Consider the following 25042-nt stretch of genomic DNA (forward strand, 5'->3'; position numbering starts at 1 on the left):
CGGTAGAGCCTCCCTATAACGCCTCGGGATCATTGCCGAGAACCGAGCGGCCGCCGTCGACCGGCAGGACCGCACCCGTCACGAAGGTTGCCTGCGGGGACAGGAGGAAACCGACCACCTGCGCCACCTCCAGAGCGAAACCCACGCGTCCCAGCGGGTGGAGATCCGCCATCTGTCGATCAGCTGCGGGATGGGTGCGGCGGTACTCCTCGAACCGTTCGGTAGCAATCGAACCCAGGGCGACGGCATTGATCCTGATTCCATCGGGACCGTGGTCGACGGCGGCGGCGCGGGTGAGCCCTTCGACGGCGGCTTTGGCCGTGGCATAAGGCAATGCACCTCGCACGGGGCGCCCCGCCTGGTGCGACGAGACATTGACGACGGCTCCGCCCCGGAGGTGGGACAGGAAATGGCCCACCGCGGCGGAGCAGCCGACAACTGCCAGGTTCACGTTCTGCATGATCAGGGCAGTGATTTCCGCGGCCGTGGCCGTGGCCAGGTCCGCGTCCTTGAAAACAGCGGCGTTGTTGACCCATCCCGCCAGCGGCGCATACTCCTCAGCGAGACGGGCACCGCGGGCTGCGTCTTCGGGGTTTCCGGCATCACCCTCAAGGGTGTGGATCCGCGGATGCTCCGGTCCAGGGACTTGGTCGAGGCTGACGACATGACCGGTTTCCGCGAGATACCCGGCGAGGGAGCGGCCTATTCCGCGACTGCCGCCGGTGACAACGAATGAAACCGCCATGGCCCTACCTCCGTTGGATAATTGCCGGCTTAGCCCAGCAGCTCCCGCAGCCGCCGGGCGTTCCGGACCGCGTTCCCCTCAAGGTCGTTGTTGAAGTAGGCGTACACGTCCTTGCCCGCTGCTTCCCACTCACGGATCCGTGCCGCCCACCACTGCAGGTCCTTCTCCGTGTAGGAGCCAACGTAGAGATGCTCCGGGTCCGGTCCGTGCAGCCGGACGTAGACAAACTCTGCCGTTGCGCGCAGGGTGCACGGCAGGTGTGCTCCGCTCATCACCGTGTACGCGGCACTGTGCTTCTCCAGCAGGCGGAAGACGTCTTCGGAATTCCAGCTGTCATGGCGGAACTCTACGGCGACCCGGATCTCCTTGGGAAGGTTCGACAGCACATAGTCCAACCGTTCGTCGTCGCGCTCCATGTCCGGGGAAAGCTGGAGCAGGAGCACTCCGCTGCGGTTCCCGAGCTCCGCAAAGCAGCGCGTGATGCGTCCGATCCACTCGTCCGGATCCCGCAGCTTGCGGGCGTGGGTCAGCCCGCGGGGCGCCTTGACGGAAAACACGTACCCTTCCGGCAGCCGGTCCCGGTAGGCCGCGAATGCCTCCTCGCGCGGCCAGCGGTAAAAGCTGCCGTTCAGTTCCACGGTGTCGAATTCGCCGGCGTACTGTTCCAACCACAACCGGGCCGGCACCCCCTTGGGGTACAGCACATTGCGCCAGTGGTTGTAGGCCCAGCCCGAAGTTCCGATATGGATGCTCACACCCTCCAAACTATCCGGTCCCGGCACCGTGGCGGCGAAGCATGAAATATCCCGGCCGCTGCCGGGGTTGCTACTAAGGCGCCCGGACAAAAAGGTCCGGAGCGCAGGCAACTGAAAGGCACGCTTCAATGACTGTTCCGCTCTCCATTCTCGATCTCGCCATCATCGATGAGGGCGAGACCGCACGTGATTCCTTTGCTTCTTCCCTGGCTCTGGCGCAGGAAGCGGAAAAGCTCGGCTACACCCGTATCTGGTACGCGGAACACCACAACATGCCCACCATCGCGTCCTCGGCAACCAGTGTGGTGATCGGCTACATCGCTGCGCACACGCAGAGCATCCGGCTGGGCGCCGGCGGGGTGATGCTGCCCAACCACGCTCCGCTGACCATCGCCGAGCAGTTCGGCACCCTCGAAACGCTTTTCCCGGGACGCATTGACCTGGGCCTGGGCCGTGCCCCCGGCAGCGACCAGAAAACCATGCGCGCCCTGCGGCGCGATCCGATGTCCTCGGACAGCTTCCCGCAGGACGTCCAGGAGCTGCAGGGCTACCTGACCGGCAACACCCTCATTCCGGGCATCCACGCGACGCCGGGCACGGGCACCAATGTGCCGTTGTACATTCTTGGTTCCTCCCTCTTCGGCGCAAAGCTCGCGGCTGCCCTGGGCCTGCCGTACTCCTTCGCCTCGCACTTCGCTCCGCAGGCGCTGCAGGACGCGGTCACCATTTACCGCCGCGACTTCAAGCCCTCGGCCCAGCTGGCCGAGCCGTACGTCATTGCCGGCGTGAACGTGGTGGCTGCCGAGACCTCCGAGGAAGCCCAGGAGTTGTTTACCGATTCCCAGCGCCGCCGCGTGACCCAGCTCTTCGGCCGCGACCGCACCTTTACCGATGACGAGGCAGATGCCATCCTGCAGTCGCCCGGCGGACAGCAGGTCAAGCAGATGGGCCGTTACTCCGCCGTCGGCAACCCGGAAGAAGTCCGGGATTACCTCGACTGGTTCACCGGACATGCGCAGGCCGACGAACTGATCGTTGCCACGCAGACCGCCACGGTGGAATCCCGGCTGCGTTCCTTCCAGCTGCTCGCGGAAGCCGCACTGCCTGTCAGTGCCTAACCCTCCGCGCCCGGCACGTCGTACGGAGAGTGTTACCCCTGTGCTAGATATGAAGGATGAGCTCTAAGTCCTATGTCATCCCCTGTTCCGTCGGCATGCGCTGGGGGGACATGGATGCGTACGGGCACGTCAACAACGTGGAAATTGTCCGCATCCTCGAGGAAGCACGCGTGCATGCCTTCGGCCCTCCCGGCGGAACGGGAGGGCCCGGGCGGCAGGCAGCGGTTCCGCTGTTCAGCGATGTTCCGCCCGGCACCCAGTCACTCGTGGTGGAACACCGGATCCGGTATGTCGCCGAACTGACCTACCGGAACATCCCCGCCGACGTCGACGTCTGGATCAGCGCGGTCAAGGGAGCCAGCCTCACCCTGGCCTACGTCATCCATGACCCGGTCACCCGGGAGGCCTGTGTGCGGGCCGAAACAACCCTGGCGTTCGTTGACGGCGCCACGGGCGCCCTGCAGCGACTGACGGCAGCCCAGAGGCAGATGGCCGCCGCCCATACCGGGCCCCCACTCTTCGCCTGACCGCACGGACCGGCCTGTGCCGACCTCCCACGGTGTGGACCAGCGGCACCCGGCCGACCAGCGGCACCTGGCCGACCAGCGGCACCCTGTCGACCAGCGGCACCCGGCCGACCAGCGGCCCCTGTCACCGGGCCGCTTCGGCCACTAGCATCTTCGGTAGCTACCGGCAGTTCCGTACCGGCTCCCAAGGAGATGCACCGTGTGGCACAACCTCGGCATCACCCCGTCCGAAGCACTCTGGGTTGTCCTGAGCGCCCTGGGCATTTATGCGGCCTTCTCCCTTCTGGTCCGCGGCTTCGGGCAGCGCGCCCTGGCGAGTTGGTCCACCTTGGACCGGGCGATCGTCATTGCCCTGGGGTCCGTCCTGGGCCGCGTCGTCCTCGGGTACACACCCACGCTCACGGCCGGCATCATCGCGCTGGCCACCATGTTCGGCATGCTGCGGGTGGAAGGCTACCTGCGTCGGAGCCGGCACGGTGCCTATCTCACCAGCCGGCCGATCCTTCTAATGGCGGGAAGCGAGGTCCTCGAGGAAGGACTCCGCAAGGCCCGCATCCTTGAGGAGGAACTGTACTTCCAGCTCCGGCAGTCCGGCATTCGGAACCGCTCCGAAGTGGCCGTGGCGATCCTGGAGCCCACGGGGGAGGTCAGCATCCTGCGCCGGGGCCAGCTCATTGACCCCCTGTTGTTGAGCAGAGTGCCTAACCAGGCCCGCATTCCCCGGGAGTTGCTCCAGCCGAAGTAGGGCAGGCCCCTTCCTGTCGACGGCTCCGGACAGCAGGCGGCAGCGGTCAAAACATCGGCCCGGGGAGCGGATTAGGTGTGTGGGCAGGACTCGTGTAGGCTGAAACGCAGTTGTTGTGTTGCGCATTTTGTATTTCAAGCGGCGAAACCCAAACGGGCTAGCCGCTTTTCTGTAAAAGCGGTAAAGGAACACCGCGACTGAAACCTCCCGAAAGTCGGGAAGTGTTTCAATCCAGAAGGAATATTAAAATGGCTACAGGTACCGTGAAATGGTTCAACTCCGAAAAGGGCTTCGGCTTCATTGAGCCCGACGACGGCAGCGCCGACGTCTTCGCTCACTACTCTGCAATCAACTCCAGCGGCTACAAGTCCCTGGACGAGAACCAGAAGGTTAGCTTCGACACCGAGCAGGGCCCCAAGGGCCCGCAGGCCTCGAACATCCAGGCCCTCTAATTTCTTAGAGACTTTGTAACGGCTTCCATGCCGTAACAGCATCAAGCAGGACGGGTTCGCCCGTCCTGCTTTTGCGTTAACTGCCCCGGTCGCGCATTCGTCCCCGGGCCCGGGACTATGCCAACCTGCCTATGCAGGGGTGCGGAGCGTCCGGGGGAGCGTGCCAGCGTAGCGGTGCGGAAGCGCGGGGTGCGTATCAGCGCAGCGGCGCGTCCGGGGGAGCGTGCCAGCGTAGCGGCGCAGGCGTCCGGGTAAGGCGGCTTTAATATTCCTGCGAGCTCTGCGAGCAAGGAATTTCGTTGCAGCCGTCCCGGACCCCGGAGCCGCGGACCCGGCCGCAGACCCAGCCGGGCACCGGAGCGGGGACACCGGCCTCGCAGACTAGTCGTGGATCCGCACTGCTGCCTCGCGCAGGTACTGCTCCACCCGGCTGTACGCGTCCTGGGTCAGCGCCTTCCACAGGTTCATGCTCAGTACCGGGTCCTTTTCGGCCAGCTCGTCGATGGACTCCGCCGTCAGCACCTTGACCTTCACGGGCCCGGACGCCTTGACGGTGGTTTCCTGGCGCTTGTCTTCGCCCATCGCCATTTCGCCGAAGGTCATGCCCGGACCCAGGGTGGCGAGTTTGACCCTGCTGCCGTCCGGGCCGGGCATGGAGGTGGTGATGTGGCCGGACACGATGAAGAAGACGCCGCCGAACCGCTGCCCCACGCGCCGGACCACGTCGCCGTCGTCATACGTCCGGTCCTCCATCATCTGCTGCAGCAACTGTGCCTCCTCAGGCTCCAGCGGGCTGAGCGCGGGGGAATCGGCTGGGTCGATGGTGTCCGGCAGGACGAGTTCGGTGCCGTAGCCTTCCAGCATCTTGTTCTCGCACCATTCAATGGCCGCAGACCGCGTGGTGAAGGAGGCCGTGTTCCGGCCCATCTCCTGCAGGGCGTCGGTCACCGACCCCTCGATGTCCACCAGGGCCAGCTCCCGTCCGCTCCGCCGGAGCATGTCCTCTGCCTCGGCCATCAGTCGGATGGCGACGTCGGACACCTCGTCGACGCTGCGCAGGTCGGCGACCACAAGGTCGACGTCGTCGGGTAGCTCGCTCAGGGCCCGCACCATGGATTCGGCGCCGGCGAAGAGCAGGTCGCCGTTGAGCTCCATGACCTGCACACGGTGCCCGTGTTCGGCCAGGATCTCGGCTGCCTCATCGGTGCGCCGGATGCCGGAGGGGGTCGAGGTGATGTCGTAGATGGCGCGGATGGCGGACCGGCCGGTCCGGGCGGCCCGCACGAAGTGCAGTCCGAGGTCATGTGACAGCCGCTGGCTGACCGCCACGCCGCGCACGCTGTTGCCGTGCTGGTCGAGGGGAGGGGAATAGACGGCCAGGCCCACCTGGCCCGGCAGCACGGCGAGGATCCCTCCGGCCACGCCGGACTTGGCGGGCATGCCGACACTGCTGATCCAGGAGCCGGCGTCGTCGTACATGCCGCAGGTGGTCATCACCGACAGGACGCGTTCCACCGACGGCAGGTCCAGGACCTCTTCCCCGGAGAGGGGATGCCGGCCGCTGTTGGCCAGGGTCGCCGCCATCAGGGCCAGGTCCCGCGCGTTGACCATGACCGAGCACTGCCGGAAGTAATCCTTGATGATCGGCGCGGGATCGGTTTCGATGATGCCGAAGGAACGCAGCAGATAGCCCAGCGCTGTATTACGGTGCCCGGACCGCAGCTCGGAGGTGTATATGCGCTGGCTGACGTCGAGGTCACGCCCGGCGAAGGCGGAATAGGTATCCAGGATGCGCTTGAAGCGGGACCTGCCGCCGGATCCCTTGACCAGGGAAGTGGCGGTCAGGGCGCCTGCATTGATCATGGCGTTGGCGGGCCGCCCGGTGCCTTCGGCGAGGGAAATCTCGTTGAACGAATCGCCGGACGGTTCCACGTCCACCTTCTCGTCCACCGCCTCCATGCCGCGGTCGGCGAGGGCCAGTGCGTAGGTAAACGGCTTGGAGATGGACTGGATGCTGAACTCCTCGCGGGTGTCGCCTACCTCGTAGACGAAACCGTCGGCAGTGGCCAAAGCTATCCCGAAGCAGTCCGGGTTCACGTTGGCCATGGCCGGTATGGCGCTGTACGGTTTGCCGTCTTTCAGGTCGGCGATCTCGGCGTGGATCCTGCGCAGGTAGTTCTCGATCGGGGAGTCCATACTTCCAGCCTAGGGGCTTGCGGAGGGGTGACTCTCCACGGGGTGCGCGGTATACTTTTGGTTGTTGCAGTGTTGTGCAATCTGTACGTTCAAGCGGCGAAACCCAGATCCAGGGCCAGCCGCTTTTTCTGTATTTTGCGCGGAAGGCACGGCAGCGTGAAACTCCCCGACGGTCGGGGCAGGTTTCGTTCAGAAGGATGATTAAAAATGGCAACAGGTACCGTGAAATGGTTCAACGCTGAAAAGGGCTTCGGCTTCATCGAGCCCGACGACGGCAGCGCCGATGTTTTCGCTCACTACTCCGCTATCAACGCCAGTGGCTACCGGTCTCTCGAAGAGAACCAGAAGGTCAGTTTCGACACCGAGCAGGGCCCCAAAGGTCCGCAGGCGGTAAACATCCAGGCTGTCTAGTCAGACATTAGGTCCGTTTCACGGGCCGGCTGGAATCAGGAGCAGGACGGGATCAAATCCGTCCTGCTTTTGTTTTGCCTGCCGCATTCTTTCCTTATCCGGCAGACAATAGCCAATTGTTTCCGGGCACGGAGAACTCCGCCCCGGGTGAGCAATCTAACTGACTATGACTCGAAGAATTCGAAGTTCGGCCTGCTTGGTGCGAAGATTGCCGGGCCGGACGTGAGACGCAGCACACACTCAGCTGTTTCCGGCCACACGCACCCAAGGTTAGGAATCAAGCATGTCTGCTGACACCCCACCCAAACGGCCCCTGGACCATTCCACCGCCGTGGACGACGACGGCGGCCGTCCCGCGAAATGGAAAGTGATCGGTCCCGGGCTGGTCGTCGCCGCCACCGGCGTCGGCGCCGCCGACATGGTGGCCACGCTGGTCGCCGGCTCCCGGTACGGATACGCGCTGCTCTGGGCCGTGGTCCTTGGGGTGGTGCTGAAGATCATCCTCGTGGAAGGCGCCGGCCGCTTCACCCTGGCCACGGGCCTGACAATTTTTGAAGGCTGGCGTTCCCTCGGGAAATGGACCACCTGGTACTTCGGCCCTTACATCATGATCTGGGGCTTCATTTACGGCGCCACTGCCATGTCTTCCGCAGCCCTGCCGCTGGCGGCCGTTTTCCCGGCACTGCCGCTGACGGCGTGGGCGGTCCTGATGGGACTGGCCGGTTTCGTGATGGTCTGGTTCGGCAGATATGCCACCTTCGAGAAAATCACCGCGGTGCTGGTCGGCCTGATGTTCGTCACCGTGGTGGGCCTGGCCGTGATTGCCGCCCCCAATATCCCGGCAATGTTCGCGGGCCTGGTGCCGATGATTCCCGAAGGCGGACTCTTCTACACGCTGGCGCTGGCCGGCGGCGTCGGCGGCACCATCACCCTGGCCGCTTACGGCTACTGGCTGCGTGAGAAGGGCTGGTACACCCCCAAGTGGATGCGGGTCATGCGCATCGACAATTCCATGGCGTACGTCATGACCGGAATCTTCGTGGTGGCCATGCTCATTGTCGGCGCCGAAGTGGTCCGCGCGGCAGGCGTGTCCATCTCCAGCGGCGACGCCGGCCTGCTGGACCTCTACGACGTGCTGAAGGCTGAATACGGCGATGTTGTCGGCACCGGTTTCCTGATCGGATTCTGGGCTGCATCGTTCTCCTCGATCATCGGGGTCTGGAACGGTGTCTCGCTGATGTTTGCGGACTTCTGGGGGAACATCCGCGGAAAGGAATCCGGGCACCCGGATACCCGCATCGGAGGAAAATATTTCCGCTTCTATGTCCTGTGGCTGACTTTCCCTCCGATGATCCTCTTCCAGCTCGGACAGCCCATCGGCCTGATCCTGGCATACGGTGTGCTCGGCTCGCTCTTCATGCCCTTCCTTGCCCTGACCCTGCTGGGACTGCTCAACGGCCGCCGCATCCCCAAGCAGTGGGCCAACAAACTCCACACCAACCTTGCCCTTGGCTTCACGGCGCTGCTGTTCGTTGCCCTGGGCATCCAGCAGCTCTGGGACAACATCGCCAAGGTGTTGTAACGCCACGGAATCCCCGGAACTCCCCGGGCACGCTAGCCCGCCGGCGGCCATTCGCGGCGGGCTAGTGTAGCTCAGAAAACGGGCTTCCACGAGAGGTAAAACAGAGTAAAAGAAAAGTCGTTACGGGCCATCTACGCAGCGAATCTGCTCCGCTACGCTATTAGCGGCGAGAGAAGGTTGCAGGATGGAAACCAGCGCAACGGGCGGCCCGGACAGGCTCATTGCAGGCCGATACCGACTCATCGAACCCATTGGACGCGGCGGCATGGCCACCGTCTACCGGGGCCAGGATGAAGCGCTCGGGCGCGACATTGCGGTTAAGGTCTTCCGCACAGGCGCCGCGGCTCCGGATGACATCGGGCGGCAGGAAAATGAAATACGCCTCCTCGCCTCGCTCTCGCATCCGGGCCTGGTCACCCTGTTCGACGCCGGCAAGGACGACGCCGCTGCCGGAGCGGACGACGCCGGGCCACGGTCCTTCCTGGTCATGGAACTGGTGGACGGACCGGATCTGCGCAAGCGGCTGCGCCAGGGCGGGGTGATGCCTGCGGATGTCCCCTACATCGGCGCCGAACTAGCCGGAGCCCTCGCCTACATCCACGACAGGGGCGTGGTCCACAGGGACGTCAAACCGGCAAACATCCTGCTGCCGCCGACGGTCGTGGGAACGCCGCCGCGGGCCAAACTCACGGATTTCGGCATTGCCCGTATCCTGGACGGTGCCCGGATCACCGCCGCCGGCGCCACCCTCGGTACAGCCAACTACCTCAGCCCAGAGCAGGCGTCCGGCCTCGGGGCAGAAGCCGCGAGCGACATCTACTCATTGGGCCTGGTGCTGCTTGAATCCGTCACCGGCCGGGTCGAGTTCAACGGCAGCGCGATCGAGGCAGCGGTTGCCCGGCTCAGCCGGGACCCGGAGATCCCTTCCACTCTCGAGCGCACCTGGCGCGGCCTGCTGGCAGCTATGACCAGCCGTGATCCCGACGTCCGGCCGACAGCGGCCGAGGTCTCCGCGTCCCTGTTGGACTACCGCTGGGCCGAAGGAATGGGGCAGTCGGGGAGAGTTCCGCAGTTATCGGCGGCGGTGCCGGGCGGTCCAGCCGATCAGGGAGGATCCGCCGATCGGCCAGGCACAGCCGGATCGGTCTGGGACCCCTGGAGCGGTCCCGCAACGGTGGAGGCGGGCGGGGAACCCGCACGGATCGACGGCGAACCGTCCCGGGGCGGCCCCGCAGGGACAAGCCCCGACCCGGCGGTGGCCCGCCCCGACCCGGCGGCACGGAGAACCGACGCCGACGCTGCCCGGGAATCGGCTACAGGGGACGGACAGTCCCTGGGGCGGCACCCGTCCGCTCCGCTGCCGTCGGTGCCTCCACCGATGGACCTGCCGGCCCTGTCCGGGCCGCTCGCATCGCCGCCGGCCGTCCCGCCGAGGGTAGGAACCGCCACGCCGGCACCGGAGCCGGCGCCGCGCATTCTCGCCGGGCCGAGGCTGTCCTCCTCCGGGCGCGCGCTGCTGGCAATCCTGGTGATGGCCGTGCTGACCGTAGCGGTGGTCCTGGTGCTGGGGCGCATGGGTGCATTGCCGGACCGGGGAGGCATTCCGGGGGATACCGGACAGAACGTTGAACGCCTGCAGGACAACTCCGGCCGGTAACCGGGGCCCGGCGCGGGATACTGGAGTCATGAGTTCCTCCCCGCGCGTCCCGCCTGCTGCCCTCACCGATGAAGATCGGTGTCCCTGCCTCAGCGGGGAGACCTATGGAAACTGCTGCCGGCGATTCCATTCCGGGACTGCCTCGGCGCCCACTGCGGAGGCGCTGATGCGTTCGCGGTACAGCGCGTTCGCCACCGGCAACGCGCCCTACCTTTTGGCCACCTGGCATCCCTCCACCCGCCCGGCGGAGCTGGAACTCGACGCAGGGATCGAATGGCGGCGGCTGGATATCCTCTCCACCTCCGGAGGCGGCCCCCTGGATGCCACGGGAACGGTGGAATTCCGTGCCCACTACCGGCAGGACGGTCAGCGCGGTACACAGGCCGAGAACAGCAGCTTCATCCGTGAACGGGGTAAATGGCTGTATGTGGACGGGCGATAGCCCACGGCTTCTTCCGGACCGCAGCGCACGCGGCCTAGCATTGAAGGCATCCGACGGCGGTGCCTGAGACAGGACCGCTCCGGGAAGCTCCCTGAATGCAGGCGCATTACAGGCCCTGCACCATGTCGGATGAGCAGGCGAGGACACTATGAAAGCACTCGTATACGACGGTCCCGGCCAGAAGTCCTGGAAGGATGTTCCCGATCCTCAGATCCAGGAACCACGCGACGCCATCGTCAAGATCGACACCACCACCATCTGCGGCACGGACCTGCATATCCTGAAGGGAGATGTCCCGGCGGTAACACCGGGCAGGATTCTCGGGCATGAAGGCGTCGGCACGGTAACGGAGACAGGCTCCGGGGTGAACGCCTTCAAAACCGGCGACAATGTGATCCTTTCCTGCGTGTCGGCCGACGGATCCTGCAGTTTCTGCAAGGAAGGCCTCTATTCGCACTGCACCGGTGCCGAAGGGCAGTCGGGCATCGGCTGGATTTTCGGACACCTGATTGACGGGACACAGGCTGAATACGTCCGGGTGCCGTACGCGGACACGTCGATGTACCGGCTGCCGGAAAACGTTTCGCAGGAGCACGGTGTCCTGCTCAGCGACATCTTCCCGACCGGCTTTGAAATCGGCGTGCAGTACGGGCATGTCCAGCCGGGCGACGTCGTCGCGGTGGTTGGTGCCGGCCCTGTCGGGCTTGCCGTGATTGCCACAGCCGGACTGTACGGCGCGGCCAAGATCATTGCGGTGGACCTGGATGCCAACCGCGTGGAGCAGGCCCGCAGGTTCGGAGCAACCCACGGAGTGAACTCCGGTGAGGAAAACTGGCGGGAGCAGATTATGGACCTCACCGACGGCTGGGGTGTGGACGTTGCGGTGGAAGCCGTGGGCATTCCGACGACGTTCGAGATGTGTACCCGGATTGTCCGGCCAGGCGGGAACGTGGCCAATGTCGGCGTGCACGGCACGCCCGTGAGCCTGGAGCTGGACCGGTTGTGGATTGAGAACATCGACATTTCCACCGGCCTGGTTAACACCAACACCCTCTCGATGCTGCTCAAGCTGATTGCGGAGGGAAAGCTGCCGGCGGAGGAGTTCATCAGCCACCGTTACCCGCTGGGCGACATCATGACGGCGTACGACACCTTCTCCAAGGCTGCGGAAACCAATGCCTTGAAGGTGATCCTGCAGGCCTGAGGCGTTTCCGACGGGCACAAGGGCGGCAGCCGGTACCGGCTGCCGCCCTTGTGTGCGCGCCGGGAGCCCGGGCAGATAATGGGACCTGCGGCCGCGTTTGCCACCGCAGTTCCCAGCTTAAAAGAGGTTTTCCATGTCTAACGGCACCATGATTGCAGGACGGCTCAACGTGGAGACGGGCACCTTCGCCATGAAGGAAGTTCCGATTCCCGATCCCGGACCGGGCTTTGTGCGCATCAAGGTAGGAGCTGCGGGTGTGTGCCTGTCCGACGTGCACCTGATCCAGGGCCTGCTCCGCCCGCAGTTCCTCAAGGGCAGCGAGGTGACCCTCGGCCACGAGGTGGCGGGCACGGTGGATCTTCCCGGTGCGGGCGTCACCTCGGTCGCTCCCGGCGACCGGGTGGTGGTGCAGGCCGGGTACGAATACAACGGCGTCACGCTGACCATGGGTGTTGATTACGACGGCGGGTGGGCCGAGTACCTCGTGGTTCCCGCCGGTGTGCTGGTGCCGCTGGGGGATGACATTCCCTTCGACCAGGCCTCCATCATTCCCGACGCCGTGTCCACCCCGTGGGGCGCCATTGCCTCCACCGCCGACGTGCGCGCCGGTGAAGCCGTGGGTGTCTGGGGCATCGGCGGGCTCGGTGCCCACGGTGTCCAGCTGCTGCGCCTGATCGGTGCCGCGCCCATCATTGCCGTTGATCCCATCCCCGAGGCCCGGGAGCGCGCCCTGGAATTCGGTGCGGATCTGGCCCTCGATCCGATGGCTGAGGACTTCTCGGACGCAATGAAGGCCGCCACCGCGGGCCAGGGGCTCGACGTCGCCCTGGACTTCGCCGGTGTCGACGCCGTCCGGGCCCAGGCCATCAACTGCCTGGGCAGGAGCGGACGCCTGGTGCTGGTGGGTCTGTCAGGCAAGCCGATGACCATCAATGACAGCACCGGTTTCTCCTACGCGCGCAAGCAGATCCGCGGCCATTACGGCTCGGACGCCCACCACGTGCCGCAGCTGGTGTCCCTTGCCCGGCTGGGCCGGCTCGATTTCGCCAAGTCCGTCAGCGCCCGCATCCCGCTGGCCGACGCCGAGCAGGCGGTCAAGGCGCTCGACGCGAAGGAAGGCAACCCGATCCGTCTGGTGCTGGTCCCGTAGCTGTCCCTTAACGGCGGCAGCCTCCCGTGTGGTGCGGCGGGAGGCTGCTGTTCGCTTTTGCGTCAGGGCATTTCGGTATACCGGACGGCCCCGGCCAGGGCTTGTTCAAGGCGCTTGCTGTCCAGTGCGGTGACGTAGGCCGGTGTGTCCCGCTGCCAGCGCCAGCCTTCGGCAAGGGGGCCGGCGTTGACGACGTCGAAACCGAATTCGTGAATCAGGGAAGTCACCCGTTCCTTGGATGCGGCGTCGTTGCCGGCAATCGGCAGCGCGCGGCGGTTGGGGGTTCCGGCGGGTGCGGACTGGGTCGCCAAATGACCGGCGGCGATGTTGTTGAAGGCCTTCACCACGTGCGAATCGGGAAGGTGGTTCTGCAGCAGTTCGCTGGTGGTGAGGGATTCGTCGTCGAGCTCGGCGATGTTCCCGTCCCGCTGCGGGTAATAGTTCATGGTGTCGATGACGGTCTTACCTCGCAGTTCCTCCACCGGCACCTGCGGGTAGTTCTTCAGCGGGATGCTCACCACCACCAGGTCCCCGGCCGCGGCGGCTTCGGCCGGGGTGGCTGCCCGGGCATGCTCGCCGAGGTCCAGCACGAGTGCCTGCAGCGTCTCGGGCCCGCGCGAGTTGCTGAGGACGACGTCGTACCCCTGCTTCACTGCGAGGCGCGCCAGCTGGGATCCGACGTTCCCGCTGCCGATGAAGCCGATGGTCCGAATCCGGGGCGTGCTCTCCAATGTGCTCATAAAGGCATAACCGGGGAAGGGCGCAAATATTCCTCCTCTTCACGGCACGTCCCGCTCGAGCCGCCGCAGGTACCGTCCGGTGACGGCAGGAAATTGGAGGCGGGGGGCCCAGCAGCCATAGACTTCGGCGGTGAGCTACGGACTGCTGCTGACCATACTGACCGCCGTCTTTGCCGGCGGCATCGCACAGCGGGTGGCCGGCATCGGCTTCGGGCTCCTGCTCGCACCGTTCCTCATCGTCGCCCTCGGCCCGTACCAGGGGGTGGTGGTCACCAATGTCTGCGGCGCGCTTGCGGCCGGACTGGTGATCCGGCACGTGTGGCGGCGCATCGAGTGGAGCATGTACGTCTCCCTGGCAGTGCCGGCGGCATTCGGCGTGCTGCTGGGCACCTATGCTGCGTCGGTGCTGCCGGCGGGGCCGCTGGAGATCGGCGTCGGCATTTTCATGCTTGCCGCACTGACATCCTCGATTCTGCTGAACCGCACGGAGACGGTGCTTAGCGGACGCACTTTCAAGACGGCAGCCGGCCTGCTGGCGGGAGTCAGCAACTCCATGGCGGGCGCGGGTGTTCCGGCAGTAAGCGCCTATGCGGTACTGGCCCGCTGGCCGCAGGCATCCTTTATGGCCACGATGCAGCCCTTTCTCGCGACGCTGAGTCTGACCACCTTGGCCGCCCACGCCCTGGTTGACCCGGGGGAGTGGCCGCAGCTTGCCTGGTGGACGTGGGCGGTGCTGTGCGTCGTCACCGCCGCGGGCCTGCGGGCAGGAAGCCTGCTCGCACCGCACGTCCCTGAAGCAACAGCACGCCGCATCGTCGTCGCCCTGGCGTATCTGGGCGCTGCCTCCGCCCTGGTTAAGGGAATCCTGGACCTGCAGTAACCCGCCCCGGGGGTTTACTTGCCGGAGGACTTACGGTCTTTGACTGACTTGGCCACTTTGGCGGCTGCCGCGACCTTCGCAGCCTTGGCGACTTTGCCTTTGCCGGCCTTGGCGGTCTTGCCCGCCGCCGCTGCTGCCTTGCCTGCGCCCTTGACGCCGGCGGCCGCCGCAGTGCCCATCACCGGCGTCGGAACCTTGACCACCTTCAGCTTGGTCTTGGGCCGTTTGCGGTCCAATATCAGCGCGGCGGCAATTCCCGCCATCCAGGTGTCCTTCGCCAGTCCCATGCCGTCCGGGCTCGGGCGGATGCCGTCCGCTTCGGTCATTCCCGGAGTCTTGAGGTACATCCGGATCATGCCCCCGGAGAAGCAGCCCAGGATAAGTCCCGCCAGACGGCTGGGAACGAACGGAAGCAGCAGGGACAACCCCACGCAGATCTCGGCGTTGCTCAGCAGTTTGCCGAACCTGGCGGGTTCAATGTCCTGAACCTGGGGAAAGGCGTTGGCAGCCATCTGCTGCAGGCCCGCCGCGCTTTCCGCGTCCAGGTTGCGCTTATTGAGGCCGGAGTTGAGGATGTACGCCCCGGTGGTCAGGCGCAGGGGAAGATGGCTGATTTTCATGGGAATCCCTTCACAGACGATGCACCTCCGAGCGTACGGCCGGAGTGGTGCCTGCGCCAGAGGAGGAGTGGGAACATGTGGGGAGCCGAGTAACCGGAAAAACCCCGAAACGCGCCGGCGCAGGTTACTCACCGGTTGCCAAGTCTGCTTTCATGAAGGGGTACGCAGCAGCAGTTGCCGACCCAAGAAGGTTCCGATGGAATTCCTCCCGGGCGAACACCCGCGCCCGCGCCATTTCCTCCTCCATCTCAGCGACACGCACCTGCTGGCGGCCAGCGGCAGGCTTTACGGCGCCGTGGACAGCCACGCGAATCTTCGGAACCTCCTCCACCGGGTGGAGAAGAGCGGAGAACCGCCCGAAGCCATCATTTTCACCGGCGACCTGGCAGACCACGGTGAAGCCGGCGCCTATGTCAGGCTCCGCGAGATTGTCCTCCCGGCCGCCGAACGGATGGGCGCCCGGGTGATCTGGGCCATGGGCAACCATGACAACCGGGCGGCTTTCCGCGAGGTGCTGCTCAACGAGGCTCCGGAAATGTCGCCGGTGGACCAGGTGCATCACCTCGACGGGCTGCGGATCATTACCCTTGACACCACTGTTCCCGAGCATCACCACGGAGAGCTCAGCGAGGGCCAGCTTTCCTGGCTGCGGCGGGAACTGCAGACGCCCGCTCCGGAAGGAACCATCCTGGCGATGCACCATCCGCCGGTTCCCGGTGTGCAGGACCTGGCCATCCTGGTGGAGCTGCGGCACCAGCACCGGCTCGCGGAGGTCCTGGCGGGCAGCGATGTCCGGACCATCATCGCCGGGCACCTGCATTACTCCACCTTCAGCACCTTTGCCGGGATTCCCGTTTCCGTAGCCTCGGCCACCTGTTACACCCAGGACCTTGCGACACCGGGAACCCGGGGCCAGGATGCCGGCCAGTGCTACAACATGGTCCACCTGTACGAGGACTCGGTGGTGCATTCCGTGGTGCCCCTGGAGGAGAGCAGCACGGTCGGGCAGCCCGTGGGACCGGCGGAAACCCAAACCCGGCTGGCCGAGGCCGGCATCCGGATTACGGACGCCCGCACAATGGCGTCTGCCTAATCCCGGGCCGGTTCCGGACCCAGATTGAAGAACCGCCCGGTCACGGACTCGGGCACGATCTCCACGTAGCGGTACTTCTCCGTCCGGACCCACGGCTGGAGGGGAAGCTGGTCCGCGGCTTCGATTTCGCCCGAGGTCTCCAGCATGCGGGTGGTCCCCTTCACGATGACGGACCAGGCCTGGTCGCTGTGCACCCCGTCCGCTTCGAAGGCGACATGGGCGTTGACCGCCATTTCCGCGAGCTTGGTGCCCGGCGCGGTGCGGAGGAGGATGACGCCGTCGTGCGCCAGATAGTTGATGGGATAGATGCTGGGCCGGTCCGCCACACTCACAGCGAGGCGTCCGTGATGGGTGTGTTCCAGATACTTCCAGCTTTGTTCTGAAGACAGTTCAACCACGGGCGGCAGCTCTTCATTAGTCATGCACACAGTGTGCCAACGGTGCCTTTCGCCCGCCACCATCAGGGTGCTTATGAACTTGACTCGGTCCCTTCCCTTGCAAGAGAGTGGAGTAGGTAGTATTGCCAGCCAGCAATAGACCTCACCACCGAGGAGCACATGTTATGACAGACGCAGAACAGCAGCATCCCGCTACCGCCCAGAACGGCGCCGGAGACCCGAAGACCCTCACCACCCGCCAGGGACACCCGGTCTACGACAACCAGAACACCCGGACGGTGGGTGCCCGCGGCCCGGCCACACTGGAGAATTACCAGCTCCTCGAGAAGATCAGCCACTTCGACCGTGAGCGGATCCCCGAGCGCGTAGTCCACGCCCGCGGTTTCGTGGCGTACGGCGAGTTCGAAGCGACCGGCAAGTGGGGCGACGAACCCATTGCCAAGTACACCCGCGCCAAGCTTTTCTCCGAACCCGGCAAGAAGACCGACGTCGCCATCCGGTTCTCCTCCGTGATCGGCGGCCGCGACTCCTCCGAAACCGCCCGCGACCCGCGCGGCTTCGCCATCAAGTTCTACACCGAAGACGGCAACTGGGACCTGGTCGGAAACAACCTCGGTGTCTTCTTCATCCGCGACGCCATCAAGTTCCCGGACGTCATCCACTCCCTGAAGCCGGACCCCGTCACCTTCCGCCAGGAACCGGCCCGCATCTTCGACTTCATGTCGCAGACCCCCGAGGCCATGCACATGCTGGTGAACCTCTTCAGCCCGCGCGGCATCCCCGCGGACTACCGCCACATGCAGGGTTTCGGCGTGAACACCTACCGCTGGGTGAACGCCGCCGGCGAGTCAAAGCTGGTCAAGTACCACTTCCAGCCGCGGCAGGGCGTGAAGTCCCTGACCGAGGAAGACGCCGCCAACATCCAGGCCAATGACCTGGGCCACGCATCGAAGGACCTCTACGAGGCCATCGAAAGCGGCAACTACCCGAAGTGGGACCTGTACGTCCAGATGATGGATGACCACGACCATCCCGAACTGGACTTCGATCCGCTGGATGACACCAAGACGTGGCCGGAGCAGGACTTCGAACCCAAGCTCATCGGCACCATGACGCTGAACCGCAACGTCACGGACCACCACAACGAAAACGAGCAGATCGCTTTCGGCACCGGTGTCCTGGTGGACGGCCTGGAATTCTCCGACGACAAGATGCTCGTTGGCCGTACGTTCAGCTACTCGGACACGCAGCGTTACCGCGTCGGCCCGAACTACCTGCAGCTTCCGGTGAACTCCGCGAAGAACGCACGGGTGGCCACCAACCAGCGCGGCGGCCAGATGTCCTACGGCACCGACCTCGCGCCGGGCCAGAACCCGCACGTGAACTACGAGCCGAACATCACCGGCGGCCTGCAGGAAGCACCCAAGCCGGAACAGGCCGAGGTTGGCCCCGAGCTCGAAGGCCGCCTGACCCGCGCACGCCTGCCCCGCACGAACGACTACATGCAGGCTGGCCAGCGCTACCAGCTGATGGAGCAGTGGGAGAAGGACGACCTGGTCGCCAACTTCATTGCCAACGTTGGCCAGGCAGTCCGCCCGGTCCAGGAGCGCATGCTCTGGCACTTCTACATGACCGACGACGAGCTGGGCGCACGCGTGGGCGAGGGTCTGGGCATCAGCCTGGACGAGATCAAGGACCTCGGCCCGCTGGCCACCCAGACGCTCAATGAGGAAGAAACCGAGCGGATGAAGAACCTGGGCCACAACGGTCCCCGGAACGTTGAAGGCCTCACCATGACCCACTGCGTACCTAACGAGCACGTAGTAGTCACCCGGTAGGGAACTTCCCGTCCCTTACGACGGCGTTTCCCTAACGACGGCGCGGGCGCACCTCGGTGCGTTCCGCGCCGTCGTCGTTTCTACTGTTCCCAGGGCGCCTTGATGGGGAAGTACTGCTCCAGGAACTGTGTGACCCGTTCGGCCCGTTCCGCTGACGGAACTTCCGGGAAGCTTCCGTCATTGAGGCAGAACATGTCCTTGTGGCGCTTGGCGAGCAGCCGGTCCATTCCCTTCAGCCCGGCGTAGCTTGTGGTGTCCACGTACCGGACCTTGGCCGTGTCTTGGGTAACTGCCCGGCCCGTCAGCAGCGCGTAGTAGTGGTAGAGGGAATTGGTCACCGAGATGTTGTCCTTGGCGCGGAAGGTGCTGGCCGCCGTGGCCGCGAACTCCGCAGGGAACTCGGCCTCCATTTCCAGCAGGACACTGCGCCGCAGGGGAGCGGCTGCATGTTCCAGATGGCGGGTGGTGACCCGGCCGAACCGTTCCCACAACAGCCGCCGGTTCACGCGCGCGGCGTTTTCGAAGCCGCTGCGCTCCGGGTCGTTGGCACCGAGGCCGATGCGGGTGCTGGCCTCGATGAACTTGGTGATCCCGCCGGGGGAAAAGAACATGTCCGGGGATACCGGGCGCCCGAAGAACATGTCGTCATTGGAGTACAGGAAGTGTTCGGCCAGCCCCGGAATGTGCTGCAGCTGGGACTCGACCGCCTGTGAATTGTGCGTCGGCAGCACGGAAGGGTTGCTGAAGTGGGCCGCCGCCGGAACGAAGGTCACGGACGGATGCTCGGCGAGCCAGTCGGGGCGTTCCGAATCCGAGGCAATGAAGATACGGCGGATCCAGGGGGCGAACATGTGCACCGAACGAAGGGCGTATTTCAACTCATTGATCTGCCGGAACCGGGCCTCGTGGCCATCGCCCTCGCCCACCACGGTGCCGTTCATCCGCGCGGCACGGGCTGCCTGGTATTCGGGGGAACTGCCGTCCACCCAGGAGAAGACCAGATCGATGTCGAACCGGATGTCCGTGGCGTGGTCGGCAAACATGTTTTCGATGGTGGGCCAGAGCCGTCCGTGCTTTTCCACGGTTCCCCGCACCGCTTCGGCTGCCGGGAGGGTGCGGCGGGTCAGGGAGTTTTCGACCGGCAGGGTGATATCCTCTCCCGCCAGGTCCCAGAGTTCAATCTGCACGCCGGCCGCGGCGGATATCAGCAGGTTGGAGTCCGTGAAGGACCGGGGCCGGTAGACACGGATGATCCGGGCCGTATCGCTGGAGGAGAGGCTGCCGTCGGCAATCAGCAGGGTCCGGCTCTTTTTGGTATCCACGGTGTGGGCGTAGAACGGTTCGTCGCGGCAGGCCTCGACCATCGCCTTCCGCAGCCGCTCGCGGCTCCGGAGGTCGACGGCGATGACGGGGCGCTGGTCATTGCCGCGGACCAGGAGGAAGGCCACGCCGGCGTCGTCCAGGACGCGGCGGACGAATAAGAGGTCTTCCACCATGGCTTCATGCGGCGTCAGCCCGGTATCCATGAGGGTCAGGCGCCCCCGGACGACGGCGACATTCGGCCGCTGCTCCACCCGATGGAGCACGGCGGGGGAAGCGGCCTGCAGCGCTTCCGGTTCGAGATCCGGTTCCGGGGCTCCGAAGTAGACGTCGTGTTCTGCGGCGGTGTCGGTAATGGGAACCTCCTAGGACGGATGCGGCGCCCGCTGCGCAGGCGCTGGTGGAGTGCAGCGCTGCACGGGAACTGCTGCCGGGGGTCCGGCGGGTCCTTCGGGATGCGTCCGAGATGCTGCGGGCGCTATGGGATCAACTGCGGGCCGCCAGTAGCATTGTCTTTGGACACGGACATTCCGGGAGTCGATGTGGCATACCGTAGCACCGCCCGGGGCAGCACCGCCCGCAACAGTGGCCTGCTGGCAGCAGTATTACTCCTGGCCATCTCATCCTGCGGCGAACCGCCGCAGGAGCGCCCGGCGTCGTCGTCCCGGCAATGGCCGAGCTATACAACCGCGGACGGCAGCCTGAGGTTTGAACATCCGCCGGAGTGGATGGTTACGGAGCTTCCGTCACGTGCCAACGATCCTGCGGGCGGGGTGTCCCTGGAGGTGCTCGACGACGGCGGCCGTACGCTTGCCCGCCTGGATACCGGCATCATCACGGACCTGACCTGCACGGAACCTACCGAACCGGCGTCGTACGTGGAGTATGAGAGCATCCCGATGCCGGACTTGGTGTCGCAACAGGGGTCGGACCAGCGTTTTGTCTACCGCTCGCTTGCCCCGTCCGGGCCACGGGCCGCCCAGGCGACGTACGCGGTGGTAAGCGGCCAGCAGCAGGCAGGCCAGTGCGGGTTGTTCGATTTCTTCACGTTGACCGAGTCCAGCGGAGGCCGGTTTGCGGGGGAGTACGCGGACGGTTCTTTGGGCTCGCGGGATGCCGATGCCTACCTGGAGGGTGCCGAAGGGTACCGGCAGACGCAGGAATACCGGGACATCAAGGAGATGCTGACGTCCCTGCGCAACGCGGAGCGCTAGGGCAGGTCCGCAGCCGTGCGCCGCCGTCGTGCCTTGCCCGGGGTTCGGAGAGCGAAACGGGACCAGTGCCTCCGTGGAATCAGTCCCTGATACTTAGGTTTTCCGGCGAGGTAGGTCCTGGTCTGCGGGCAGAAGGGCAGCACTGCGAGGCGGCGGCGCAGCGCGTTGGCCAGGACGTCTTCAATCAGCAGGACATGGACCTTTTTCCGCCGGTAGTCCGGGTCCACGCTGACCCGCAGGGCCCAGAGTTCGCTGCCGTGCATCTCGTATTTCAGGTGGGCCACCAGCGTCCCGTCGACGAAGAGTTCGTAGCGGCCGTGCAGGTGGTTGTTGTAGGTGGTGGTGTTCTGCCGCGTTACCTTTTGGGGTTTCAGGGCTCGTTCCCTGCCCCTGCTGGTGTCAGGCCGGCCTTCCAGTGCTGCCAGGACCGTCAGGTACCGTTCCTTGGCTGCACCGTCCTGGACACGGGCGAGGTCTTCGGCCGCGGAGGCCACAAGGTCCTGGAGGTCGCTGGTGGAGAGGCCACCGAGATTGTCGGGAAGGTCAGCAAGTGTCGGTGCGGACTCTGGGACGGCTTCGAGGGTGATGGGGGGATTCATTTGCAGGCTCCGCGGAAGTAGAACTTTGCGGACAGCTGCTGGACCACGTCTTGAGCATAGCCGCGGCGGCGGGTCTCAACAAATTTATAAGCAGACTGATCTTTCGTGACCACTCTGGTGCCCTGTGGATAAGCCGTTACTGTCTGTCCGGGCTGGCTACTATGGCCGGACCGGCTGCCCGATGGTGTGTTTCGCGGCCAACCCAACCTTGGGGGGTTTTCGAATGCGTAGAAGCTCTACTTCCCGCTACTCCTTGCGCATGAAGCTCGTAGCTGCCGTCGCTGCGGTGCCGGCGCTGTTCCTGGCGGCGTGTTCTGGGGCTGCCGGGGATCCCGGAGAGGGGCAGTCGCCTCCGGGGCCGACGTCCTCTGCGACGGCGTCGGAAACAGCGACGCCGACTCCGAGTCCTACGCCGACTCCCAGTGCTGTGTATAAGCCGGCCTCCGCTGAAGGTCCGGCGGAGAACGTGCCTCTGCCGGTGATGCCGGAGGAGGCGAAGGTGCAATCCAAGGAGGGGCTGGAGGCATTTGCTCGGTATTGGTACGAGGCAGCGAATTACGGATACGAGACCGGCGATGTTGGTCTGGTGCAAGCAGTAAGTAGCCCCGACTGCACCACATGCGCAAACTACTATGCCGTGGTGGACGAAGGGTTTCGTGATGGTGCATGGATGGCGAAGTCTCAGATCGACATTCGAGACTCATACTCAGAACTTCTCCTGACCCCCGAAAATCGGTATCAAGCGGTGGTGCAGTTGCGTCAAGACGACATGGAGTATTACGGGCCCGCAGGACATATTCGGACTGACGAGAGTCGGCCTATGCCTTCGGCTCAACTATTCGAGGCGACGTGGACGGATATGGAGTGGACGGCCGTAAACATTGTGACTCTAAAGGCTGGCTGACCCTGTATGAATATCCATGGTGCCGCTCGTCATTTCTCAATCTGGGTTGTCAGTTGTCTTTTCCTGCTCTGGACCGCTGGGGGTGCTGTCGCCACAACAAACGGGGACATCACGGGCAACGGCAATGTCCGGGGAACGACCTACCACGAGGATCCTGACAGCGGAATGTGGACTTCAATGCCAGTGGGTATTCCTGATGATCCTAACGGGTACCGATTTGAAGTCGTCTGTTTCGATGACCTTGCCGGAGATGTGGAGTGCCTTGCCGCGAACCAGGACGCCTGCACGGCTGGGAAAAACGGGAGGTTGGTCTTCTGGTTTAGCGGCTTGAAAACACGGGATCCAGCACTGTGGGAAAAGGTCGAGGAAACCCCCTCATGCGTCTATTCGGAAGAGCCCGTCGATGTGGGGGAGCGGATCCAGGAGCAGATCCTGACCGCATTCCAGGAGCACCCGATAGCTGCCGGGCAATTAGTCCTCCAGCCCAGCCCGCACACGCTGGTGGGGATGGAAACCAACGTCTACATCGACGCCGCTGAGCAGGTCTTCGAGATGGTCCTTCTGGATCAGACCATCAGGATTATCGCGACCCCAACCGAATTTGAAATCGACTACGGCGACGGGTCCGTATACGGTCCCACCAGTGTGCCAGGAGCACCGCTGCGGCAGGACCGGTGGGGCGAGCAGACCCAGACAAGCCACAGGTACGCGGCCAGCGGGGACTATCTGGTGGGAGCGACGGTCCATTTCTCGGGAACGTACTCGGTGAACGGCGGGCCGATGATTCCCATCGACGGACGGGCAGCTGTCTCCTCCGAACCTCGGACCCTGCAGGTGTGGCGGGCCGAAACCCGCAGCGTGGCGGATAACTGCCTGATCAACCCCAGCGGTGTCGGATGTTGAGCCCGAGACCGGTCCTGTCTTCGGCCCTGGCGAGTGAGGATTCATAATGCGCAGACGTCATGCTGGTCATCGTGTTCGACTCATGGTTGCCGTTCCGATGCTGTTCCTCACGGCGTGTTCGGGGGCTGCCGGGGATCCCGGGGCGGGGGAATCGCCTCCGGGCTCGACATCCTCTGTGACGGTGTCGGAAACCGCCTCTCCGACTCCGACGCCCACGCCGACCGCCGAGTACAAGCCGGCGTCAGCTGAGGGGCCCGCGGAGAACGTGCCGCTGCCGGTGATGCCGGAGGAGGCGAAGGTGCAGTCCAAGGAAGGGCTGGAGGCCTTTGCCCGGTATTGGTATGAGGCAGCGAACTACGGATACGAGACCGGCGATGTTGGGCTAGTCCAGGAGATAAGCAGCCCGGACTGCACGACATGCGCGAACTATTACGAAGTGGTGAACCTCGGGTATGTGGATGGCGATTGGATTGCGAACGCGACGATAAGAATTCGGCAGGTTCATTCAGATTACGTATTAACCCCGGATGGGCGTTATCAGGCGTTGGCACAACTTCAACAGGATGCAATGGAGTATTACGGTCCGGAAGGGTTGCAAACCAGCGAGGAAGTCGACATGACGCCTTTTGTCCAACTCTTCGAAGCAGTATGGATGGAAGACCATTGGGTTGCCGACAACATCGCGACCATGCAAACACCTGGCATGTGCATGGTGGACCCAACAGATGACAGTTGCTAGAGCGACTCCGGGCGGGGCACTGCAAACAGGGTCCGGGGATCCTGGAGCACGGCAGGGTAACCAAAGGCAGTCCGGGGGATCTCATCCGTCAGCTTCACCCGCCGCACCGCCGTATCGTTCGTGAGCTCCACCGGACCGGCACGGCCCAGCAGCAGACGGGTCCGGTCAGCCGGAGGAAGGACCGCCACCGTGTCGCCGTCGTCCATATCCTCCAGCAGCCGCACCAGCTGCCGGCCCTTCTTTCCCGTGACCGGCGTGCCCTTCACGGAAAGCATCGGCAGCACAATGGCAGCGGAATTGCCCTCGGGAACGGCGCGCGCCACCCACAGGGCCCTGTCGGGTGCCGGATCCGCCGGGTCGGGGACCTCCAAAGGGGTCGGCCAGACGTAGGGAAGGCCGCCGTCGGTGTCCGGAAACAGGGGGCCGTAGACCTCCGGGGATTTGTGGATCAGGTTCGAACGGTGGCTGCGGTGCAGCTCCTCGTCACCAATCCAGGGCGGAAGGTCGACGTCGGCGTCCGCAGCCTCCGGCGCGAACTCCAGGATCTGTTCCCGGACGGTATCTGCGTGCCCGCGCGCGACCCACTCGTCCGTCATGGCCAGCCCGTAGGAGGTCAACGCCGGCACGAACCCTTTCCACATCAGCAGGGCCGGATGGCGCTGCCAACCGTAGTCGGGCACCACCAGCCCGCGCAGCAGCTGCAGGGTTTCCACCCGCTGCTTACCGAGCCGCGCCTGGTCCAGGACGGCAGCACTGCGGGCGAAACCCGCGTACGGAAGGAAGGTCTGCACGGGGCTAGTCTGTCACTCC

The 25042-nt window shown here is 64.8% G+C and carries 27 protein-coding genes; 18 read left to right on the forward strand and 9 right to left on the reverse strand.

The annotated features are described in order from the left end of the window. Positions 1-13: 13 nt before the first annotated feature. Together AC5RT8_RS06105 and AC5RT8_RS06110 are read right to left on the reverse strand one after the other, a co-directional pair. Complete coding sequence (locus AC5RT8_RS06105) at positions 14-745, reverse strand: SDR family NAD(P)-dependent oxidoreductase (protein ID WP_494094822.1); 732 nt, start codon at positions 743-745, stop codon at positions 14-16. 29 nt (positions 746-774) lie between these two features. Continuing rightward, entirely contained in the window at positions 775-1500 is a 726-nt protein-coding gene (locus tag AC5RT8_RS06110) for a DUF72 domain-containing protein (RefSeq protein ID WP_494094823.1), read from the reverse strand. Positions 1501-1628: 128 nt separating this feature from the next. Between AC5RT8_RS06110 and AC5RT8_RS06115 the strand changes: the two genes are divergently transcribed. From AC5RT8_RS06115 to AC5RT8_RS06135, 5 genes are all read left to right on the forward strand, one after another. Continuing rightward, entirely contained in the window at positions 1629-2618 is a 990-nt protein-coding gene (locus AC5RT8_RS06115) for an LLM class flavin-dependent oxidoreductase (RefSeq protein WP_494094824.1), read from the forward strand. Between the two features lie 56 nt (positions 2619-2674). Then, a complete protein-coding gene (locus AC5RT8_RS06120; RefSeq protein WP_494094825.1) occupies positions 2675-3145 on the forward strand; it encodes an acyl-CoA thioesterase in 471 nt (156 codons plus the stop codon). A 16-nt stretch (positions 3146-3161) separates the two neighbouring features. Beyond that, positions 3162-3293 carry a hypothetical protein gene (locus tag AC5RT8_RS06125; protein WP_494094826.1) on the forward strand — a complete coding sequence of 44 codons (132 nt, stop codon included), beginning with the start codon at positions 3162-3164 and terminating at the stop codon, positions 3291-3293. Between the two features lie 51 nt (positions 3294-3344). After that, positions 3345-3890: a DUF421 domain-containing protein gene (locus AC5RT8_RS06130; protein ID WP_494094827.1), complete on the forward strand. Its 546-nt coding sequence runs from the start codon at positions 3345-3347 to the stop codon at positions 3888-3890. A gap of 248 nt (positions 3891-4138) precedes the next feature. Further along, positions 4139-4342: a cold-shock protein gene (locus AC5RT8_RS06135; RefSeq protein ID WP_494094828.1), complete on the forward strand. Its 204-nt coding sequence runs from the start codon at positions 4139-4141 to the stop codon at positions 4340-4342. Positions 4343-4723: 381 nt separating this feature from the next. Here AC5RT8_RS06135 and glsA read toward each other — a convergent pair whose 3' ends face one another. Continuing rightward, positions 4724-6538: a glutaminase A gene (glsA, locus tag AC5RT8_RS06140; RefSeq protein ID WP_494094829.1), complete on the reverse strand. Its 1815-nt coding sequence runs from the start codon at positions 6536-6538 to the stop codon at positions 4724-4726. Positions 6539-6745: 207 nt separating this feature from the next. Between glsA and AC5RT8_RS06145 the strand changes: the two genes are divergently transcribed. From AC5RT8_RS06145 to AC5RT8_RS06170, 6 genes are all read left to right on the forward strand, one after another. Beyond that, entirely contained in the window at positions 6746-6949 is a 204-nt protein-coding gene (locus tag AC5RT8_RS06145; RefSeq protein WP_494094830.1) for a cold-shock protein, read from the forward strand. Between the two features lie 283 nt (positions 6950-7232). Then, positions 7233-8531 (forward strand): Nramp family divalent metal transporter, encoded by a 1299-nt coding sequence (locus tag AC5RT8_RS06150; protein ID WP_494094831.1) that lies wholly within the window; start codon positions 7233-7235, stop codon positions 8529-8531. Positions 8532-8715: 184 nt separating this feature from the next. After that, positions 8716-10188 carry a serine/threonine-protein kinase gene (locus AC5RT8_RS06155; protein WP_494094832.1) on the forward strand — a complete coding sequence of 491 codons (1473 nt, stop codon included), beginning with the start codon at positions 8716-8718 and terminating at the stop codon, positions 10186-10188. Positions 10189-10216: 28 nt separating this feature from the next. Further along, complete coding sequence (locus tag AC5RT8_RS06160; protein ID WP_494094833.1) at positions 10217-10630, forward strand: YchJ family protein; 414 nt, start codon at positions 10217-10219, stop codon at positions 10628-10630. Between the two features lie 148 nt (positions 10631-10778). Then, the gene (locus AC5RT8_RS06165; protein WP_494094834.1) at positions 10779-11834 is read left to right on the forward strand and encodes a zinc-dependent alcohol dehydrogenase family protein; all 1056 of its coding nucleotides are present in this window, start codon (positions 10779-10781) and stop codon (positions 11832-11834) included. Positions 11835-11967: 133 nt separating this feature from the next. Then, positions 11968-12984: a zinc-binding dehydrogenase gene (locus AC5RT8_RS06170; protein ID WP_494094835.1), complete on the forward strand. Its 1017-nt coding sequence runs from the start codon at positions 11968-11970 to the stop codon at positions 12982-12984. 62 nt (positions 12985-13046) lie between these two features. On the opposite strand, the gene AC5RT8_RS06175 is transcribed toward AC5RT8_RS06170, so the two are convergent. Continuing rightward, positions 13047-13697, reverse strand: coding sequence for an NADPH-dependent F420 reductase (locus AC5RT8_RS06175; protein ID WP_494095182.1), 651 nt, complete (start codon positions 13695-13697; stop codon positions 13047-13049). Between the two features lie 157 nt (positions 13698-13854). On the opposite strand from AC5RT8_RS06175, the gene AC5RT8_RS06180 reads away from it, so the two are divergent. Then, entirely contained in the window at positions 13855-14604 is a 750-nt protein-coding gene (locus tag AC5RT8_RS06180) for a sulfite exporter TauE/SafE family protein (RefSeq protein ID WP_494094836.1), read from the forward strand. A gap of 14 nt (positions 14605-14618) precedes the next feature. Here the strand turns inward: AC5RT8_RS06180 and AC5RT8_RS06185 are convergent, their stop codons facing one another. Then, the gene (locus tag AC5RT8_RS06185; RefSeq protein ID WP_494094837.1) at positions 14619-15224 is read right to left on the reverse strand and encodes a hypothetical protein; all 606 of its coding nucleotides are present in this window, start codon (positions 15222-15224) and stop codon (positions 14619-14621) included. Positions 15225-15420: 196 nt separating this feature from the next. Between AC5RT8_RS06185 and AC5RT8_RS06190 the strand changes: the two genes are divergently transcribed. Next, on the forward strand, positions 15421-16317 hold the full coding sequence (locus AC5RT8_RS06190; RefSeq protein ID WP_494094838.1) for a phosphodiesterase: 897 nt from the start codon (positions 15421-15423) through the stop codon (positions 16315-16317). On the opposite strand, the gene AC5RT8_RS06195 is transcribed toward AC5RT8_RS06190, so the two are convergent. Beyond that, positions 16314-16739: a pyridoxamine 5'-phosphate oxidase family protein gene (locus tag AC5RT8_RS06195; RefSeq protein WP_494094839.1), complete on the reverse strand. Its 426-nt coding sequence runs from the start codon at positions 16737-16739 to the stop codon at positions 16314-16316. The two genes, AC5RT8_RS06190 and AC5RT8_RS06195, sit on opposite strands and share 4 nt — an antisense overlap. Before the next feature lie 140 nt (positions 16740-16879). Here AC5RT8_RS06195 and AC5RT8_RS06200 point away from each other — a divergent pair, with 140 nt between their 5' ends. Beyond that, entirely contained in the window at positions 16880-18553 is a 1674-nt protein-coding gene (locus AC5RT8_RS06200; RefSeq protein WP_494094840.1) for a catalase, read from the forward strand. Positions 18554-18633: 80 nt separating this feature from the next. Here the strand turns inward: AC5RT8_RS06200 and AC5RT8_RS06205 are convergent, their stop codons facing one another. Next, positions 18634-20127 carry a stealth family protein gene (locus tag AC5RT8_RS06205; protein WP_494094841.1) on the reverse strand — a complete coding sequence of 498 codons (1494 nt, stop codon included), beginning with the start codon at positions 20125-20127 and terminating at the stop codon, positions 18634-18636. A gap of 288 nt (positions 20128-20415) precedes the next feature. Here AC5RT8_RS06205 and AC5RT8_RS06210 point away from each other — a divergent pair, with 288 nt between their 5' ends. After that, positions 20416-21087, forward strand: a complete 672-nt coding sequence (locus AC5RT8_RS06210) for a hypothetical protein (protein WP_494094842.1) — start codon at positions 20416-20418, stop codon at positions 21085-21087. Here the strand turns inward: AC5RT8_RS06210 and AC5RT8_RS06215 are convergent. Further along, positions 21084-21686, reverse strand: coding sequence for a GNAT family N-acetyltransferase (locus AC5RT8_RS06215; protein WP_494094843.1), 603 nt, complete (start codon positions 21684-21686; stop codon positions 21084-21086). The genes AC5RT8_RS06210 and AC5RT8_RS06215 overlap by 4 nt on opposite strands. Before the next feature lie 259 nt (positions 21687-21945). Here AC5RT8_RS06215 and AC5RT8_RS06220 point away from each other — a divergent pair, with 259 nt between their 5' ends. From AC5RT8_RS06220 to AC5RT8_RS06230, 3 genes are all read left to right on the forward strand, one after another. After that, positions 21946-22590, forward strand: a complete 645-nt coding sequence (locus AC5RT8_RS06220) for a DUF6318 family protein (RefSeq protein WP_494094844.1) — start codon at positions 21946-21948, stop codon at positions 22588-22590. Positions 22591-22917: 327 nt separating this feature from the next. Beyond that, the gene (locus AC5RT8_RS06225) at positions 22918-23493 is read left to right on the forward strand and encodes a hypothetical protein (protein ID WP_494094845.1); all 576 of its coding nucleotides are present in this window, start codon (positions 22918-22920) and stop codon (positions 23491-23493) included. 46 nt (positions 23494-23539) lie between these two features. Next, a complete protein-coding gene (locus tag AC5RT8_RS06230) occupies positions 23540-24232 on the forward strand; it encodes a DUF6318 family protein (protein WP_494094846.1) in 693 nt (230 codons plus the stop codon). Here AC5RT8_RS06230 and AC5RT8_RS06235 read toward each other — a convergent pair. Further along, positions 24229-25023 (reverse strand): MSMEG_6728 family protein, encoded by a 795-nt coding sequence (locus AC5RT8_RS06235; RefSeq protein WP_494094847.1) that lies wholly within the window; start codon positions 25021-25023, stop codon positions 24229-24231. The two genes, AC5RT8_RS06230 and AC5RT8_RS06235, sit on opposite strands and share 4 nt — an antisense overlap. Positions 25024-25042 lie beyond the last annotated feature (19 nt).

Source organism: Arthrobacter sp. Ms25 (assembly GCF_059090365.1).